Below are 17,270 nucleotides of genomic sequence, written 5' to 3' on the forward strand. Positions count from 1 at the left end.
AATCATTGTTAAATAAAGCTTAAATTTAAGATGACTTTCCAGTTCATACAAAGCGATGTCCAAACTCCAAACCATCAATGAACTTTTTTTAGAAGATATCCGGTCGGCGAGCCAGCTGACGAATCAATTGCCTGATGATGGGGTAAGGGATGTCGCTGCACTTCCCCTAATTCTTCAGCATTTTCTCCGGGATTGCGGTGTTAAGGAGGACGAGAGCATCAGCAAAGCGACGATCAAATGGAAGGACACGATGCTTCGTTTTTCTCCGGACTCCGGCTGGGAAAATATGTCCTGTACGCAAGTTAACTTTCTAAATATTCCTGTGAGGCTGGTCTATATGAAATTAAAATTCTGGAAACTATTTCTTGTGGAGGCATACGACAGGTTCATTCACAACCAGGGCAATATGCTGGTTAAGCTTTTCAAATATATCAACATTACAGATGCTTGGGGAAAGGAAATGGATGAAGCAGAATTGGTCACCATCCTGGCAGAAACGATCATCATTCCTTCCTATGCGCTACAAAAGTATGTTTCCTGGACTGTTATTGAGGAGTTCACCTTAAAGGGAGTTATTAATTTTAATGGGATGTCTGTCTCTGGTTTCTTTTACTTTAACGGCCGGAATGAAATCCTTCGGTTTGAAACTTATGACCGTTACTATACCCTAAAAGGAGGCGGTTATCAAAAGATGAAATGGACCGCGACAGCGGAAAACTATATTCAAAGTGAAGGCAGAAAGTTCCCTTCGTATTTTAAAGCGAGCTGGAATACCGAAGAAGGAGAATTTGAATATTTCAGGGGAAGTATTGACTCCATTGAATTTAATCAACGTGCTCCTCATTAACTGATTTATTCAGCAGCTTCCATTCGTCAGATCAAAAATTCCTGATCAAGGAAAGCATTGAAAGGGATGATGCGAATCAGTTGAATCACATCACCCTTTGAACAATTTTTAACGGTTATGAAGCCATCTCCTGATGGTGTTTTATTGTGGTTTTTTAAACACTAAAATAGGAATATCAATGATGGAAGCATATTCTGCAGAAATGCTCGAAACAAAGAGCTTTTCAAAGAATGTCCTTTTCTGTTGTGTAAACATGATCAGCATGGAAGTATCTGACTGTTTAATGACACCATCAATATTTTCTATAAGCGTTTTCTCATAATTTAGATTTTCTACATGAAATTTTCCAGGAAAGTCTGGTGCAGTAGACTTTATTAATTCATCTCCTGGCGTTTTAAAATGTAATACTTCCAACTCCGCATTTATTGATTGAGAAAATTCAAGGACTAATTTTAGTTCCTTGTCGATATTGTTCATGTCAGAAGCATAGGTGACCTTCTCAATTTTAGTTTCGCGGTAGTTGTCAGGTACAGCAATCACAGGGACCTGCGATTTTGTGATCAGATGTGAAGTGATCGAACCAAACAATTTAATGCTTTTACCATGGCCTGTTCTTCCAATGCAGATGTAATCATACTTATTTTTTGCAGCAAATTCCATGATATTTAAATCAGTCTCTGTGCCATTATGAATCCGATAGTCAAAATGTTCCGGCATAGGAGCGGAGCCTGTGTAGCTCGATTTCACGAATTCTTGCAGCGATTGTTCCTGCTTACTTAACTCATTCTGTTCAAAAGTTGCATAAACAGAATCTTTCCATGCAGTGGGCCTTTGGATATGACAAGAGTGAAAGAAGGTAAGTGCAAAATTATTTTGTGAAGCTAGCTGTATGGCAAATCGGATGGCAGATGCAGAGTTGCTGGAGAAGTCGGTGGCAACCAAAAGTGTTTTCATAGTCTTTTATTTTTATATACTTGCGCTCTGTGTGAACGAAAGCAAGATAAACATTATAATACAGGAGGTCAATATAATTCATGTCCTGTTTTTTCTCACCCTACGGCTTAAAAGGATGTTTAAGGGTTTCCATTCTGGTACATGCTCGCTGATTATTTTCAAGATGGCTATAAAGGGCATGAACAAAATCATTCCGGCCATCCCCCATACAATTCCACCGGCAATAAGGGCAACCAAAATTGCCCAGGAGCTTACATTCAGTTCCACGCCCACTACTTTTGGAAATATGATACTGTTCTCCAAATATTGAACAAAAGTGAAAATGCCGACTACAGCTAGGGGATAGAAAAGTGTACCGGTTGTGATCCAGGCAACGGATATGGGCAACAAGGAGCTGATGATGATTCCAACATAGGGCACCATGGTCATGAAGGCGGTTAGCATACCAAATAAAATAGCGTGTTCGATACCCAGGATCAATAAACCAATGCTGTTAAGTATGCCTACGATAATATAGACTTTTAAAAGTCCGATAATATATTTATGATAGATATAACATACTTCATGCAAAATGCGGTGTAAACTTCCCTGTTGATCTTCACTAAACAGCGATTTGATAAATGCAACAAATTGCTGCCGGTGGAATAAAAATAGCGCTGTAAAAACAGGAATAATGAACAAAGTGAACAATGAGCTTCCTAAGCCTTCCGCAACTTTTTGAATTAACCAATTTGTACTTCCAAGTGAGCGTTTAGCTGCATCCTGCAGCCAATCCTTGTCTAACCGCAGTGGAGAGCCAATATTCGTATGGAACCATTCCTGTAAGTGCTGAGAAGCGTTCTGGAATCTATCGGTTAACGTGGGGATCTCATTTTTTAAAAAGTTCAACTGCCATACCAAGATCCAGATAACGCCTACAAATAAAACAATAAGAAGACTTAAAGAAATAAAGATGGCTATCCCACGAGGGCATTTATGGGCCTCCAGCCAAACGCAGAAGGGATATAATACCAAGGCAATCAACAGGCCGAAAGATAGTGGAATAAACAAGATACGGCCGAGATACATTAGTATAACCGTTGCAAGGACCATCAGCGTATAGGACAAATAGGTAGCTGAGAATTTTTGATTGCCATCCATTGTATTTGTTGTGTAAATAAATTTAAGCGTTTATTGTTCTCTTCGTTGTTCTCCTTTATAGATAATAAATATACCATATTCAAACCAAGAATGTAAAAGAATTTGTTGTCACCATTAACTGATATGTAAACTTATTTTCTATCAAATTTTTCTATAAATTAGGAGTAGTGTGATTCCCTAAATAATGTTAATCTTTTTTAACCCTAAATTGATGAAGATATCCATATATACCAATTACGCGGAGATGTGTAGTGCGGCGGCTGACCTGGTTGTTGCTCAGCTCGCTGCAAAACCAGCGTCGCTCCTTTGTTTTCCATCGGGCGATACCCCCACGGGAATGTTAAAACAGCTGGTGCAATATGCTGGAGCGGGAAAGATAGACTTTAGTGCATGCTTTTTTATTGGGCTGGATGAGTGGCTGGGTATGGATCAAAGTATGGAAGGAAGCTGCAAGCATTACATGTATACCCAATTTTTTAATCTTGCGGCAATTCGCCCTGAACAGATCGTGTTTTTTGATGCAATGACGACAAATGTTGATCAGGAATGTGGCAGGGTAAATGATTTTATCAACGCGCATCATGGCCTTGATCTGATGATCGTGGGTATCGGTATGAATGGTCACCTGGGTTTAAATGAACCAGGAACTGATTTTGATACATATGCACACCGTTCTTCTTTAGATCAGGTAACTGTAAAAGTAGGCCAGAAGTACTTTAAAGAGGATACTGTTTTGAAAGAAGGAATTACGCTTGGATTGGCGCATTTAAAAGAGGCTAAGAAAGCGGTATTAATTGCATCTGGTACGAAAAAAGCGTCGATTGTAGCAGCTGCATTACAGGGGGAGGTGACTATTGAAGTTCCGGCAAGTATGTTGCAGGGTATTCCACATGCACATATTTTATTAGACAAGACTGCAGCTTCGGCATTGAAGAAATCACCATATATTCAAGGCATACATGACTGAACAAGCCAGGCTATTGAACGAGGAGAAATTAAGATTTATACAGGAGCGGCTGCAAAAGGCTGCGACAATGCTAGATTCAAAAAGTGTTTTGGCTGGGTTTGATGGTTTTATTGACTCCATTGTTAAAGTAATCGCCTCTCAAGCTGAGGACGGCAGTCTTGTTTATTTCAATACCATTGAGGAGTTTGGTGCTTATATTTCCGAAAAAAAGGTTCGGGTTTTAGCCTCGAAACGGAGGAACTGTTTCAACGGCTTGGCGGCAATATGCCCATTATGGCTAATGCCATGGCGCAAATGGGCCCTAAAGTTAATTGTGTCGGTGCCCTGGGCATACCTGATATTTCTCCCGTTTTTGCGGCGATGCATCCTCACTGTAACCTGTATAGTTTTACTAACCCGGGCTTCACTACAGCCATTGAATTTACTGATGGCAAGATGATGCTGGCGCGGATGTACTTTACTTATCCATACTGCTAAGATCTCATTGGCATGGGATCATCAAGGGACTTACTCCAATGTTCCGGACTTTATTGATGACCCGTTGATGTTAACGGGGGCCGGAGATAATTTCAATGCCGGTTATTGTATCGCTCATCTATTAGAACTAGATACAGCGTCATCACTTATCGTTGCAAACATGGTTTCAAATATTTATATAAAAACCGGTAAAAGCCCCGATTTGCCTACCCTAAGCACTTATATGATTGAAAATTATCATCACCCAGATAGAACATTTAATAGAACATTAACCAAATAGAAGATGGCTATTCCTATTTTTGATGCTATTGTCGTCGGTTCAGGCATTAGTGGTGGCTGGGCTGCCAAAGAGCTTTGCGAACTGGGACTGAAAACCCTTGTTTTGGAACGTGGCCGCAACGTGGAGCATAATAAAGATTATCCAACGGCAAATATGAATCCTTGGGATTTTAAGTACCGGGGGCGTATGAGCGAAGCCTTTTACAAGGAAAATCCCCTCATTACCAAGTCTGCCGGTTATGGTGAAGATTGCGCTCATTTTTTTGTCAAAGATAAGGACCATCCTTACATACAGGAAAAACCCTTTGATTGGATCCGTGGTTACCAGGTTGGGGGAAGATCACTTACCTGGGGCCGGGCAACGCAACGCTGGAGCGAATTTGAATTCACCGCGCCCGAGCGCTTTGGCTATGGCATTGCCTGGCCGATCGGTTATGACGATATTGCACCCTGGTATTCACATGTAGAGAAGTTTATTGGTATCTGTGGCAACAAAGATAATTTACCTGCTATGCCCGATGGTGAATTTTTGCCCCCCTTTGAAATGAACTGTGTATTAAAGGACATCAAAGAAAAGTTAAAAACTAATTATACAGACCGGCACCTGGTGCATGCACGCTGGGCACACCTTACCGAACCAGCACAAATTCATTTAGCACAGGGACGGGGCAAATGTGTGGCACGAAACTTATGTATGCGTGGTTGTCCCTATGGGGGCTATTTCAGCTCCGTAAGTTCCACATTGCCCTGGGCAGAAAAAACAGGCAACCTCACCATCCGTCCTTTTTCTGTGGTACATTCGGTTATTTATGACGAGAAACTTGGTAAAGCTTCAGGGGTGAGGGTTATTGATACCAATACCAAGGAGGTAACGGACTATTATGCACGAGTTATTTTCCTGAATGCCTCTGCCTTAAACACCAACCTTGTGCTAATGAATTCAAAATCAAAGCGTTTTCCAGACGGATTAGGTAATGATAATGGGTTGTTGGGCAAATACATCTCTTTTCACAATTACCGGGGCTCTTTAACCGCAACAATAGATGGTTATTTGGATCAATATTATTTCGGGAGGAACCCTACAGACCTGATCCTGGTCAATTATCGGAACCTGTATAAGCAAGATACCGATTATTTTGGTGGCTTCACCACTTTTGTGAATGCCTACAGGGCACAGCATCCGACTGATACTGCCGAGGGCCAAGTTGGTGCAGCTTACAAGGATGCGCTTTCTGAACCAGGTGGGTGGCATTTATACATGTACCTTCAGGGTGAAACTGTACCTAAGGAAAGCAATCATGTGCGTTTAAGTGAAACGGAAAAAGACCAATGGGGTATCCCTTTACTCATTACTGCTGTGGAATATGATGAGAATGATGAAAGGATGGTAGAAGATTTTCTAACGCAAAGTGCTGAAATGCTGGAGAAATCTGGTTGCAAGAACATCGAAACCAATAACAATAAACAGGCACCGGGATTGGATATTCATGAAATGGGTGGAGTACGCATGGGAAAAGATCCAGCAACCTCCCTGCTGAACAAATGGAACCAGCTCCACGAATGCAAAAATGTATTTGTGACAGACGGCGCCTGCATGACCAGTAAAGGTAACCAAAGTCCGTCCATTTTGTATATGGCACTAACGGCCAGAGCGGCGAATTATGCAGCAGCCGAAATGAAAAAAGGTAATTTATAATAAAGCATTGACTAGTAAATCATCGACATGAATAGGAGAGAGGCGATCAATAGGGTTGCAATCATATTGGGAGGATCCGTCATCGGAGCGGATTTCTTTTTATCAGGATGTAATTCCAACCCTAATCAGGAGAATAATCTTTTTACAACGGATGATATTGCCTTTCTTAACGAAGTGGCAGAAACCATTTTGCCTGAAACATCTACACCGGGTGCCAAGTCAGTAAACGTTGGCAGCTTTATGGCTTTAATGGTTCAAGACTGTTATACCCCAGAGGAACAGCAAGTGTTTGTCAAAGGAGTGGCTGACCTTCAGAGGCGAAGTGAAGAGCGGTTTGATGCAAAATTTATGGAGCTCAGTGCAGGCCAGAAAAACGAACTGCTGACCAGCCTGGATAAGGCACAAAAGGAAGCTTTAAAAATTCAAAAACCTGGAGATACTGTACATTATTTCAGGATGATGAAGGAGTTGACTTTATTAGGTTATTTCACTTCAGAAGCTGGCTGCACTAAAGCATTACGTTATGTGCCCGTCCCAGGCAAATACATTGGCTGTATTCCCTACAAAAAAGGAGAAAAAGCATGGGCGACTTAGTCGCCGCCCTTACAATAAGCCTTACTTCGATCTGCTTTATTTATTTTGAAGCCAAAGGTCAACAGGTTTTTCCACATCAGCATTAAAAGGGAGGTGTATTTTCTGTCCGGTTCCTGCAGCAGCATAAGCCGCATAGATGATTTCTAAAACAGCGCGGCCGTCTTCACCGGTTAGCAATGGTGTTTTATTTTCCCGTACACATTCAATGAAGTGCTTCAATTCATGGGGGTATCCCTGGTTGAAAACCTCTTCAAAAATCGGAAAACTCCAACCCTGTGTGGTGTCCGCTTTTTCTGCAGCATAACCATAGCCCTGTTTACTATAAGCTAATGATGCGTTACCCATAAAAAGATCTGCATAAATGACGCCACCAGTACCGTGAATTTCACAACGGTCGTCCATTCCACCGTGTTTTGCCCAGCTATTTTCTGCAACGCCTATGGTGCCGTTCTCAAACTCGACGATGACCACCGAATTATCTTCTCCTTTAGTTCTTTCAGTATGTAAGACTGTGTTCATGGTACCCATCACACTTTTTACTTTAGCATTGCCCAGCATCCACCTGAACCAACCAAAAGCATGGCAACCCATGTCCATTAGTACACCGCCTCCCGCCAAATCTATATCGTAAAACCAATCAGAATGAGGCCCGGAATGCTTTTCCGACTGCTTCAGCATGTAAACTGAACCTACGGCACCATCTTTTACCATTTGCCGTGCACGTTCATATTTTGGAGCAAAACAAAGTTCTTCTGCATACATCAGTTTTACGTTGTTCCTTTTGCATGCTGCAATCATTTCGTCTGCTTGTTTTAATGTAACAGCCAAAGGTTTTTCAACGATCACATGTTTACGGTTTTCTGCAGCGATCAGTGTGGCTTCGGCATGTAAAAAGTTAGGCAGGCAAATGTCAACAATGTCACAATCTGATGCAGAAATCGCCTGATGGATATCTGTATACCACTGCGGGATATGGTGCTTTTCAGCAAAAGCCTTTGCTTTTTCGGCATCACGTGCATATACTGCCACAACTTCTGCTTCGGGAATAAACCGAAGGTAACTTTCTAAATGAATATCAGAAATAAACCCTGCTCCAAGGATGGTGATTTTAGTTTTGCTCATCAGGTTTCGTATAGTTTATGGTTATCTCCTTTCATCCTTCCAGATGAGTTTTTCGTTTTTCCGGTTAGTGAAGAAATCAGGACACTTTCCATCACCTTTGCCTGTGAACCCACCATCCGGACTACAGATGATATTACAATTTTTGTCGAAAAGCTTGCTTTCTATATCACAGCAATAGGCAGGGACGTAATAAACCGTTTTTCCGTTGTACTCATATTGCCAGATACTTCCTGGTGGATTTCTCACCTCTTCTGCTTGAATTTTTTTAATTTGCTCATAGATGCACGCAGGAATATCGCTTGAAAGGCCCTTTTTCTCGCAGCCGCCGAGCACTGAAATCAGAATTGTGATAATTAAAATAATGGTTTTCATCAGTAAATAATTTGTTATATAACAGTGAGGAAGCTGTCATAGTTCAATCAAAGATTGTTTTTTAATATCTCGTTTTTTATCATATCTGTAAAGACCATAAATAACCATACCAAATGTGATTTCGATTAAACCACCTGTCAAGGCAGTGCGAAAGTCTCCTGCTTGCATTTTGAAAAGAGTATAAGCTGCTAATCCAAGAACAGTTCCTAAAACCCAATAGATGCGTATGCCATAAATACTTGCAAAAGTTAGGTATCTGCCAGCAATGATCATCAGCATCCCTTGAAAAAACCATTCTGCTTTAGTCAAAGACAAACCATAAGCCAAGGGGATACACATAATCATCCATATTGTACCTTCCATAGCAAGCTTTCCAAGAGGATTATTCTGGTTATGTCCTCCTTTAATGCCGATTAGCTTTCCAATCAATGTTGCCAATGGGAAGATGAAAATTCCCCCAATAATTAGAGTCCAAATAGCTCTTTCCGATGAATGAGCATTCGCAATAAAGCTAGAAAGCAGCCATACTATTCCTGATACAAAAACTCCGATTGCGCCATAGCCGTAGCCATTTCTCATATCGCCTTGAGCATCTTGTAAATTATTCATATTTAAATTTTCATTTGCCATATTTCTTTAGATTCTTGAGTTTGTTTTTTTGCTTGCAGATAACAACACAAATTAACCATTCCACCGGCTGCTCTTATTCCTGGTTGAAAATAATTTCCTTTGAAGGGAGGTGACATGATGAAATATCAAAAGCAGGTGATTTAGAGAGCGACGAGATTTCGTAAGTCACCTAGCTTCGTTTTTCTATTGATTTGATCTAAGATGTTTTCTGCTTTTGAAGAGAGTTTCATATCAATCTTTTGATTTGTTTATGCGAGACAATAAATAATTCTGTCTTAAGTAATCGTCCGTTTCCTCCGTGGAGTACACATAATTGTTTTAGTTAGTAATGATGCGTTCATAAAGCCAGTAAATCAAATATCCAACTGCAATCAATCTCACTACTATGCTAAAAGGTGAATGTTTTACTTGTCCATTTTCAAGTGTCAATGGAAGTCGCTGTTGATTTGTCCACTCAGGGTTTACTTGCATTCCAAATTGATAGTTTTTTTTGTCATTAGTCTGAACTTTTAAAACTTGTCCACCACCAAACAAAGAATTGATTTTTACTAATTGAGCAGTCGCAACGGTGTCAAGCGGAATTGTCCACTTGCCACAAATAATTTTCTTGTCTGTCAACATAACTACAGCCCTTTGCGAAGTCACCCAGTCAGGTCCACGCTGAATGCTTTGATTAGTTGTTGTCACGATACCTTTACTTGCGTCAGCCACCAAAACTTTTTCGTTAGAGTTGTTGAGTTCAAACTTTCGTTTTACTCGTCCAGTCCCATAAATCTGGTCAACAAGACCTTTTAATAGTTGATTTATCATTGTCGTTATGTCGTCTTTTAATTGCAAAGCTGCTGTTGGCAACTGGTCATCCTGTTGATTTTATAGGATTTCTTTCAACTTGTCCCAATTATCATTAGTCAAAATGGTTTCATACTTTACATGTTTGTTTCTGCTTTGTTCGATGATATACTCAGCCCTTTCTTTTGAGTCTGGGTGGGTACTTATCCAGGTCAGGTACTTTGTGGTTTCTTTTTCTTTGTTAGAAAGTTTGTATAAAAAATCAGCGAATGGCTCAGGATTTATTCTTGCTTTAACAAGATACTCAACGGCTTTAATGTCTGCTTCTTTTTCCAAGCTTCTGTCAAATGCAGAAGAGGAAAGCATTTTTGCTGTCTCTTTAACAATTTCAGAACCACTATTGCCTGTTGCGATAGAGATTAAAACAGAAAGGCCGATTTCTTTTACTAGCTTTTTCATTACATGATTAAGCTGTATATGAGCTATCTCATGACAAATAACACCGCTTAATTCTTCTTGATTATCGGCGTTTTTAATTAAACCACTATAAATAACTAAACGTCCATTTGGTAAGGCAAATGCATTGATCTCGTCTTTATCAAGGATGTGAACACTTATTAAATCTCTGTCTATTTTATTTGCTAAGCAAATTTTAGTAACAATACTATCAACTGAACTTACGACGAATGGATTCTTGTTCTCTTTTTCGGACTTTTGAAATGCCTCCCAAAACAGTTCACCTAATTTCGCTTCAGTTTTGTCAGTTACTTTTTCAATTCTAAAATAAGTAACCCAATCTATTTGTGCCAAAACAAACCATGTTGCAAAAAATAAAGCTGCTGCGATGCTCCCCTGAATTAAAGTCTTCTTCATGGTTTTTTATTAGTATTTAGTGTGATTTTTATTGAAGCTATCATAAGCTTATTTTCACAAGTTTTTATTGTTCTTTAATTGTGATTAAGAACTCGCAAGCTCGGTTTATTGCTTTTAGTAAGCAGCAAGCTTATGATGGTTTTGATTAATATTTAAAGGTCATGAAGCTGCTTATGATGGTTTCTTTTGCAAATTAAATGTGTTAAATTGCCGTAGAACCACCATTCTACATGGATCCCTTTTCTTGTCTGAATTGCGGTGTAGACTGTCGCAATGAATTCAGTCAAATTGAATATTAAAGCAGAGATGATGTAGGCTATGAACTTACTCGTTATTGTTTCACTGGTAAATATGATCGATATCGTCCACCAAAATCCAAAGCTATTAATGAAAAGCATTGATAATTGCGACAATAAGGCTTGTGTGCAATGCCAACGAACGAAATAAGATGCCTTGCGGTTTCCTAAATAAAATACCAGCGTAGCGATGAGGTTGATAATTGGCAAAGGCAGTCCTGCTATTATTGCAATTAACGACATTAAATAGCTGTTTGAGGCTGTTTCTGCCTCATGTTCACCTGGGTTATAGCTAAATTCTGTTACGTTTATCATATTCCTTTTGTGATGTTCCAAATCCAATTGATAATGACGAGTAATACTAGTGGTATTGCGTATTGTGGTCTCTTTAAGAATGTCTCTGTTTTTCGATAAAAATCGAACAATGTTTTCCTTCTGGTTATAGTGTCTGCAATAATCCACAATGGGGAAAATAACATAATGATTGCAACTACAACGCCCATGGGGTTCAAAGTAAGAGATTGAAGGAAGTCGCCATCTGTAAATGAAATGATGGAACGGGTTGTGCCACAGGAAGGGCAGGGTATATTTGTGAAGTGCTTTATTAAGCAAACTTCAATCTGTTTATCTTCAGCGTTTTCATTTGAAAAATTAAAGTAAAGCCAAATATACCCTACTATACAAGCTATAAATAGGATCGAATACAGCTTATTCCTGTTGAGGTTCATTAATACAAAAATTGTTGAATTTTTTGCATGTTTTTTTCTCTTGTAGCCTGTTGTATCATAAACCAATCGACAATTGCCCAAATTCCTAAACCACCACAGGTTAAAAGTTTACCAATACCAAGCCCGGTGTCGCCAATAATGAACCGGTCAATACCCAGAGAGCCTGCTAAAATTGATACAATTAGACTTGTGGTTGGGTCCTTTAGTTGTAAGGTGGAAATCATAGGCCAGTTAGAATCATCAATTGCAATCAGTCTTTCTCTAACTGCATTAATGTGATGACTCTCTAAATACTTTGCATTTGTCATGATAAACATGTCTACTTTTTGTGCGTCCATTATTTTTATATTTGTTTAATTACTACTCATTTGGTTTTTCGTTTTCCGTTCAACTTGGTTGGAATCAAATTAGCTGGCCATTACGTGAAATTTTTAATATTTCTGTTTTTGTCAATTGCTAATCTGCGCATAGGGTGCTCTTCATCCTGTAGGAAGAATTCCCTTTTGAAAGGAGGTGAAAGGACAGCAACATATAGATGATGTAGAGAGCGAAGCGTATCATTAAATAATTTAATTGAGTTTGATGCATATTTTATGATTTAACATAAATTATTATGCAGGCACTAATGTCAATAAATATTAGTGTAATTACAAATACTAATTTTAAAGAAAAACACGGTGTACTTTACCTACAGATATAAACTTTACTGATAATGTAAGAAGGCTAAAAATAACTGTAAGCGATGTGTTTTTCCGGCAAGAAAACTAGTTGCATTCAATTTGTTTTCATCAGTATATTACTTGTCCTTTAACGGTAATGAAGCTATCACAAGTTCGGTTCATTTCTAGTTGTGCGTATTTTCATGTTGGTTTCATAAATAGCTAAACAAAACACTTTTTTTTCTTGTTATTCAAACTTTGATAGCAAAAATTGAAATTAGTGTGAACGATGTTATCCCTGGTAACTCAAAAAACAGTTCAAGATGAAAAAAAAGTTTATAAATGCGAAAATATATCGCAACGCTGAAGCGACCGAAATGGTGGTAGAAGACGGAAAAATCACGCAGATCGGGACTAATTTGCCAACATGTGAAGAGGAGATTGACCTCCATGGAAAACTTGTTTTACCACCTTACGTAGATCCTCACTTGCATTTGGATTATGCATACACCGGACGCAATGACGGCTGCAAAATTAAATCCGGAACGCTTTTCGAAGGTATTGCACGCTGGCATGAAATCAAAAAATCCCAAACGGTGGAAGATGCCAAAGAAAGAGCATTGGCCGCTATAAGGGAAGAGGTTTCTCAGGGAGTACAATTTATCCGCACACATATCGACGTTACAGATCCGAAACTTTTAGGGATGAAAGTGATGCTTGAGTTGCAGGAAGAACTAAAAGATATCGTAACTATCCAGATTGTATCTTTTCCACAAGAGGGAATGTATGCCTATAAAGGCGGCTATGAATTGGTGGAAGAAGGGCTAAAGATGGGAGCGGATTGTGTGGGAGGAATTCCGCATTTTGAATGGGCGCGGGAGATTGGCGAAAAATCGCTGCGCAGCACGGTTGAGCTTGCCCTGAAATATGACAAGATGATTGACGTGCACTGTGACGAAACAGATGATGTGATGTCGCGCTTCCTGGAATTACTGAATGCATTGGTGATGACAGAAGGTATCGGTCACAAAACAGCAGCCAGCCATACTTGCTCTTTTGGAAGTGCAGACAATGCATATGCTTTTCGTATGATGGGATTGTTGAAAGCCAGCGGAATCAACTTTATTTCTCTTCCTACAGAAAACGCCTATCTGCAGGGTCGTCAGGATACTTATCGGAAGCGTCTTGGAACGACCCGCGTAAAAGAACTTCTGGAGGCGGGTATGAATGTGTGCTTTGGACAAGACTCCATCAACGATCCTTGATATCCGTTAGGAAACGGAAATATGATGAATATCCTGGACAACGGTATTCACTTGAGCCAGGTTGCCTCTTACGAGGAATTAGAAACTGCTTTTGACCTGGTAACTATCAACGGTGCAAAAACCATGATGTTAGATCAGCAATATGGATTGGAAGTCGGTAAACCAGCCAACTTTATTGTCCTTAATGGATATTCTGTTTTTGAAGCGATCCGTAAGAGAGCAGATGTATTGGCATCGGTACGAAACGGCAATTTCTTATTCCGTAGAAATGAACCTGCATATGAAATCCCTTTAAACCTCTAAAACGCTAACGACTTCAATAATATAAAAAGAAATAATAATGAGCGAAAAATATTTCCCATGGCTGATAATGATTTTGATGTCTTCTGTGACTTTTGTCGGAATTCTTTCTGAGTTGATGCCCTCGGGTGTCCTTCCACAAATGATGGCCGAATTGAATATCAGCGAGGTGCAAACGGGCAACCTGGTGGGTTATTACGCTATTGCATCTGCTATTTTTGCAATCCCCCTGGTTTCAATGACCATGCAATTCAACCGAAAAATGTTGTTGTTGATCTTACTTGCTGGTTTTGCGGTTTCTAATATTATTGCCGGGCTTTTACATAATTATACAATTATCATTATCCTAAGGGTATTGGGAGGGGTTTTCGCTGGGGTGATGTGGCCAATGATTGCAGCCTACGGAATGCGTCTGGTGGATGAAGCGCAACACGGAAAGGCTATTGCAGTAATCATGGCTGGGAATACTTTAGGTATCAGTGTGGGGATGCCTGTAATGACCTATATTGGAAATGAATATGGCTGGCGAACCGAATTCATAGGACTTGGAGTAGTCATTATTGTTATTGCCTTGATCAGTGTTTTTGCGCTTCCCTCAACACCCGGAGAGAAACTTACAAAAAGTTCATCGCCATTTGCACTTTTAAAAATACCGGCAGTTTTACTTGTCTTGTTGCTTACCCTTTTGGGGGTATGTGCTCATTATGGTGTATATGTGTACATCACCACCCTGGTTGAAAATATTAAGCTGGCCGGTGGAATAGAAAGCGCATTGTCTATTTTTGGAATAGGGTCTTTGATCTCTGTTTTGATCGCCATTAAATATACCGATAAATACCTGCGGCTGCTTACCGTAGGTATGTTTGCGCTATTGGTTATTTCCATGATTATTATTCTGATGTTTGGAGGCATTACCGGAATAGCTCATTTTGCCTTCTTTTTATGGGGACTTTCGTTTGGTCCACTGGTGACCTTGCTGCAAACGGCTGTAAGTAAACAAGCCGAAACGGCTAAAGATGTTGCAACCTCGGTTCAGTCCTCTACATTCAATTTAGCCATTATGGTTGCTACTTCTGTTGCGGGTTTGTTGCTTGGTATATATTCTCCCATGAGCCTGGCTTATTTTGCCATCGCTTTAGCTATTCCGGGTATGATCATTTCCATTTTGGCCAAAAAGGCTTTAAGTTAATAAGTTATTTCAGCTGTTATTCAGCTCTCCCCACGCCGTAGTAAGCAGCTCCTAAAAGGGCAGTTTTATCATTTAAAATAACACTTACAGAAATGCCGGACAGTAATTCGCTCATGCGGTCAAAATCTCGGAAATAAATCATAAATTGGTCCTTATCCACGTGCTCGAGAATTTGAGGGATGATGCCTCCACCTATAAACACACCACCTGTCGCTTTCATTTTTAGTGCAAGATTACCAGCCTCAGTAGCAAGGTAACGAAGAAACAGATCAATGGTTTCGCGACAAATGCTATAGTTATTTATATTATCCGTTATTACTTTCGGTTTGTCGCCCAAAGTTAGCACCTCTTTTAATTCGCCCGGTACGTTTCGGCATTTTTCATCAGCCAGAAAATCGAATATGGAAACAATTCCATTTCCACTGATAACACGTTCCCAGCTTACCCGGCCAAACTGTTTGTTCAGGTGCAAGTATAACTCATGGTCCAGCAAAGTTCTCGGTGCAAAGTCTGAGTGCCCGCCTTCGGTTGCAAATGGATGATAAGTGACGCCGTCATCATATACACCTGCCTCTCCTAATCCTGTGCCAGGAGCGATCAAAGCCAAATTACCCCTGGCTTCTTTGCCCGAATTGTAAAACGAAAATAGCTCGGCAGGAGTTAATACAGCCAGTCCATAGGCCGTAGCCTCCAGATCATTGATCAGGTAAACAGGGGTGCTGTTATACTGTTTGGAAAGTTCTACACCATCTATGCCCCATGACACGTTAGTAAGCTTTACACGGTTTTCTGTAACTGGACCCGCTATCCCAAAAGACATGACAGCTGGTTTTTCATCTGCGGATAAAAATGATGCAATCATCTCTCCCAAGTCATTAAAATCCTTTGTTTTGAACCTGGTTTCTTTAAGAATTGAATATTTGCCTGATGAAAAGTCGAACAAAGCCAGATTGGTTTTCGTGCCGCCAATGTCGCCCGCAAGGATCTTGACAGGCGATGAAGTATCCAGCGGATTGTTATTTCCAAAAGCTATGGGTATATGCATCGATGTAACAGTTTTAAATTCGCCAAGACACAACGTATGGCGCCAAAGCCAAAGATAAAAATTCAAATGGGTTAGGGCGCTGCAAATGACGCAAATCTCAAATTGATGTGACTGTCATGATGTTAATAAAGAATAATAGCATAAACTTCAATATGAAATTAATAGGATGTTCACATTCCTTAATTCGGCTACAAATGTCCTTGATTTGGCTACAGCAATAATTTAAGTAAAGTGGAATTTTGTTGTATTGAATTAAATAAAATAAAATTATGCAGACAAATGAAAAGAAAGTAGCACTTGTGACGGGAGCCAATACAGGTGTGGGTTTTCAGATAGCAAAAGCCCTTGCAGCTAATGATTACACGGTGTATTTAGGTGCTCGTGATCTACAAAAAGGAGAAGCTGCCGCAACCGAAATTGGCAAGCGGGCAAAAGCCATTCAATTGGATATCACAGATAACGATTCAATCAATACCGCAGTAGCGAAAATAGAAAATGAATTCGGATACCTTACCTTGCTGGTCAATAATGCAGCCATATCACACGCTGGGAAAGCGGGGCGAACAATGGAAGAAATACTGGGATCCCAACGTGCCAGTATTGCACCGATAAATGAGATGAAAACTGTTTGGAATACCAATGTATTTGGCACTCTTGCTGTTACACAGCGCTTTCTGCCCTTATTGCGGAATGCACCTGCGGCACGTATTGTCACTATTTCAAGTTCATTAGGCTCACTTTCACTTAATTCTAATTCTGACAATCCTTATCGATCAGGATTTGATGCGGTTTACGGCGCGTCAAAAACAGCACTTAATGGTATTTTCCTATCTTTAGCTATAGAATTGGAGGATTCTAACATAAAAGTTAATCTGGTTAGTCCTGGTTTCACCGCTACGGCACTCAACAATTTCCAGGGAACCGATACCGTGGAAGAAGGCTCTCTTGAACCTATTAGAGTAGCATTGGAGGAGGGTATGTCTACAGGAAGTTTTACAGGGCCTATTAATTATTACGAAGGAGATAACAGTATTCCCTGGTAACCTTT

The 17,270-nt window shown here is 40.0% G+C and carries 19 protein-coding genes and 1 pseudogene; 9 read left to right on the forward strand and 11 right to left on the reverse strand.

Annotated features, from left to right (window positions below; translation table 11 throughout):
• The first annotated feature begins 55 nt into the window (after positions 1–55).
• Positions 56–847 carry a DUF6920 family protein gene (locus tag WG905_RS13815; protein WP_339592323.1) on the forward strand — a complete coding sequence of 264 codons (792 nt, stop codon included), beginning with the start codon at positions 56–58 and terminating at the stop codon, positions 845–847.
• Positions 848–988: 141 nt separating this feature from the next.
• Here the strand turns inward: WG905_RS13815 and WG905_RS13820 are convergent, their stop codons facing one another.
• On the reverse strand, positions 989–1,801 hold the full coding sequence (locus tag WG905_RS13820; protein WP_339592324.1) for a universal stress protein: 813 nt from the start codon (positions 1,799–1,801) through the stop codon (positions 989–991).
• 78 nt (positions 1,802–1,879) lie between these two features.
• Positions 1,880–2,941, reverse strand: a complete 1,062-nt coding sequence (locus WG905_RS13825; protein WP_339592325.1) for an AI-2E family transporter — start codon at positions 2,939–2,941, stop codon at positions 1,880–1,882.
• Positions 2,942–3,152: 211 nt separating this feature from the next.
• On the opposite strand from WG905_RS13825, the gene WG905_RS13830 reads away from it, so the two are divergent.
• From WG905_RS13830 to WG905_RS13845, 5 genes are all read left to right on the forward strand, one after another.
• Positions 3,153–3,908, forward strand: a complete 756-nt coding sequence (locus WG905_RS13830) for a glucosamine-6-phosphate deaminase (RefSeq protein ID WP_339592326.1) — start codon at positions 3,153–3,155, stop codon at positions 3,906–3,908.
• 273 nt (positions 3,909–4,181) lie between these two features.
• A complete protein-coding gene (locus WG905_RS19565; protein ID WP_489737904.1) occupies positions 4,182–4,385 on the forward strand; it encodes a hypothetical protein in 204 nt (67 codons plus the stop codon).
• A complete protein-coding gene (locus WG905_RS19570) occupies positions 4,372–4,665 on the forward strand; it encodes a hypothetical protein (RefSeq protein ID WP_489737905.1) in 294 nt (97 codons plus the stop codon). The genes WG905_RS19565 and WG905_RS19570 overlap by 14 nt, the downstream gene beginning before the upstream one ends.
• Before the next feature lie 3 nt (positions 4,666–4,668).
• Positions 4,669–6,360: a GMC oxidoreductase gene (locus WG905_RS13840; RefSeq protein WP_339592328.1), complete on the forward strand. Its 1,692-nt coding sequence runs from the start codon at positions 4,669–4,671 to the stop codon at positions 6,358–6,360.
• A gap of 27 nt (positions 6,361–6,387) precedes the next feature.
• Positions 6,388–6,954: a gluconate 2-dehydrogenase subunit 3 family protein gene (locus WG905_RS13845; protein WP_339592329.1), complete on the forward strand. Its 567-nt coding sequence runs from the start codon at positions 6,388–6,390 to the stop codon at positions 6,952–6,954.
• A gap of 36 nt (positions 6,955–6,990) precedes the next feature.
• Here WG905_RS13845 and WG905_RS13850 read toward each other — a convergent pair whose 3' ends face one another.
• The 8 genes from WG905_RS13850 to WG905_RS13885 form a co-directional block, all read right to left on the reverse strand.
• The gene (locus tag WG905_RS13850; protein ID WP_339592330.1) at positions 6,991–8,076 is read right to left on the reverse strand and encodes a Gfo/Idh/MocA family protein; all 1,086 of its coding nucleotides are present in this window, start codon (positions 8,074–8,076) and stop codon (positions 6,991–6,993) included.
• 21 nt (positions 8,077–8,097) lie between these two features.
• A complete protein-coding gene (locus WG905_RS13855; RefSeq protein ID WP_339592331.1) occupies positions 8,098–8,448 on the reverse strand; it encodes a DUF6970 domain-containing protein in 351 nt (116 codons plus the stop codon).
• Positions 8,449–8,484: 36 nt separating this feature from the next.
• Positions 8,485–9,078, reverse strand: coding sequence for a DUF7010 family protein (locus WG905_RS13860; RefSeq protein WP_339592332.1), 594 nt, complete (start codon positions 9,076–9,078; stop codon positions 8,485–8,487).
• A gap of 318 nt (positions 9,079–9,396) precedes the next feature.
• The gene (locus WG905_RS13865) at positions 9,397–9,930 is read right to left on the reverse strand and encodes a hypothetical protein (RefSeq protein WP_339592333.1); all 534 of its coding nucleotides are present in this window, start codon (positions 9,928–9,930) and stop codon (positions 9,397–9,399) included.
• A gap of 18 nt (positions 9,931–9,948) precedes the next feature.
• Complete coding sequence (locus WG905_RS13870) at positions 9,949–10,740, reverse strand: M48 family metallopeptidase (RefSeq protein WP_339592334.1); 792 nt, start codon at positions 10,738–10,740, stop codon at positions 9,949–9,951.
• Positions 10,741–10,892: 152 nt separating this feature from the next.
• A complete protein-coding gene (locus WG905_RS13875; protein WP_339592335.1) occupies positions 10,893–11,351 on the reverse strand; it encodes a magnetosome magnetite crystal formation protein family in 459 nt (152 codons plus the stop codon).
• Entirely contained in the window at positions 11,348–11,764 is a 417-nt protein-coding gene (locus WG905_RS13880) for a DUF2752 domain-containing protein (protein WP_339592336.1), read from the reverse strand. The genes WG905_RS13875 and WG905_RS13880 overlap by 4 nt, the downstream gene beginning before the upstream one ends.
• Positions 11,764–12,102 (reverse strand): TM2 domain-containing protein, encoded by a 339-nt coding sequence (locus tag WG905_RS13885; RefSeq protein ID WP_339592337.1) that lies wholly within the window; start codon positions 12,100–12,102, stop codon positions 11,764–11,766. The genes WG905_RS13880 and WG905_RS13885 overlap by 1 nt, the downstream gene beginning before the upstream one ends.
• 698 nt (positions 12,103–12,800) lie before the next feature.
• On the opposite strand from WG905_RS13885, the pseudogene WG905_RS13890 reads away from it, so the two are divergent.
• Both WG905_RS13890 and WG905_RS13895 read left to right on the forward strand, forming a co-directional pair.
• A pseudogene (locus WG905_RS13890) lies at positions 12,801–13,991 on the forward strand (amidohydrolase family protein).
• Between the two features lie 37 nt (positions 13,992–14,028).
• A complete protein-coding gene (locus WG905_RS13895; RefSeq protein ID WP_339592338.1) occupies positions 14,029–15,177 on the forward strand; it encodes an MFS transporter in 1,149 nt (382 codons plus the stop codon).
• Between the two features lie 16 nt (positions 15,178–15,193).
• Here WG905_RS13895 and glk read toward each other — a convergent pair whose 3' ends face one another.
• Positions 15,194–16,222, reverse strand: coding sequence for a glucokinase (glk, locus tag WG905_RS13900; protein WP_339592339.1), 1,029 nt, complete (start codon positions 16,220–16,222; stop codon positions 15,194–15,196).
• A 269-nt stretch (positions 16,223–16,491) separates the two neighbouring features.
• Here glk and WG905_RS13905 point away from each other — a divergent pair, with 269 nt between their 5' ends.
• Positions 16,492–17,265 carry an SDR family NAD(P)-dependent oxidoreductase gene (locus WG905_RS13905; protein WP_339592340.1) on the forward strand — a complete coding sequence of 258 codons (774 nt, stop codon included), beginning with the start codon at positions 16,492–16,494 and terminating at the stop codon, positions 17,263–17,265.
• The last annotated feature ends 5 nt before the right edge of the window (positions 17,266–17,270 follow it).

The sequence above is a fragment of the Pedobacter immunditicola genome, from assembly GCF_037482985.1.
GTDB classification, from domain to species: Bacteria; Bacteroidota; Bacteroidia; order Sphingobacteriales; family Sphingobacteriaceae; genus Pedobacter; species Pedobacter immunditicola.

Coding starts and splice junctions, on each gene's coding strand:
- WG905_RS13875 (WP_339592335.1), bottom strand. CDS start 11,351: ATGATAAACGTAACAGAATTTAGCTATAACCCAGGTGAACATGAGGCA.
- glk (WP_339592339.1), bottom strand. CDS start 16,222: ATGCATATACCCATAGCTTTTGGAAATAACAATCCGCTGGATACTTCA.
- WG905_RS13815 (WP_339592323.1), top strand. CDS start 56: ATGTCCAAACTCCAAACCATCAATGAACTTTTTTTAGAAGATATCCGG.
- WG905_RS13860 (WP_339592332.1), bottom strand. CDS start 9,078: ATGGCAAATGAAAATTTAAATATGAATAATTTACAAGATGCTCAAGGC.
- WG905_RS13840 (WP_339592328.1), top strand. CDS start 4,669: ATGGCTATTCCTATTTTTGATGCTATTGTCGTCGGTTCAGGCATTAGT.
- WG905_RS13825 (WP_339592325.1), bottom strand. CDS start 2,941: ATGGATGGCAATCAAAAATTCTCAGCTACCTATTTGTCCTATACGCTG.
- WG905_RS19565 (WP_489737904.1), top strand. CDS start 4,182: ATGGCTAATGCCATGGCGCAAATGGGCCCTAAAGTTAATTGTGTCGGT.
- WG905_RS13885 (WP_339592337.1), bottom strand. CDS start 12,102: ATGGACGCACAAAAAGTAGACATGTTTATCATGACAAATGCAAAGTAT.
- WG905_RS13845 (WP_339592329.1), top strand. CDS start 6,388: ATGAATAGGAGAGAGGCGATCAATAGGGTTGCAATCATATTGGGAGGA.
- WG905_RS13855 (WP_339592331.1), bottom strand. CDS start 8,448: ATGAAAACCATTATTTTAATTATCACAATTCTGATTTCAGTGCTCGGC.
- WG905_RS13830 (WP_339592326.1), top strand. CDS start 3,153: ATGAAGATATCCATATATACCAATTACGCGGAGATGTGTAGTGCGGCG.
- WG905_RS13895 (WP_339592338.1), top strand. CDS start 14,029: ATGAGCGAAAAATATTTCCCATGGCTGATAATGATTTTGATGTCTTCT.
- WG905_RS13850 (WP_339592330.1), bottom strand. CDS start 8,076: ATGAGCAAAACTAAAATCACCATCCTTGGAGCAGGGTTTATTTCTGAT.
- WG905_RS13880 (WP_339592336.1), bottom strand. CDS start 11,764: ATGAACCTCAACAGGAATAAGCTGTATTCGATCCTATTTATAGCTTGT.
- WG905_RS13870 (WP_339592334.1), bottom strand. CDS start 10,740: ATGAAGAAGACTTTAATTCAGGGGAGCATCGCAGCAGCTTTATTTTTT.
- WG905_RS13820 (WP_339592324.1), bottom strand. CDS start 1,801: ATGAAAACACTTTTGGTTGCCACCGACTTCTCCAGCAACTCTGCATCT.
- WG905_RS13905 (WP_339592340.1), top strand. CDS start 16,492: ATGCAGACAAATGAAAAGAAAGTAGCACTTGTGACGGGAGCCAATACA.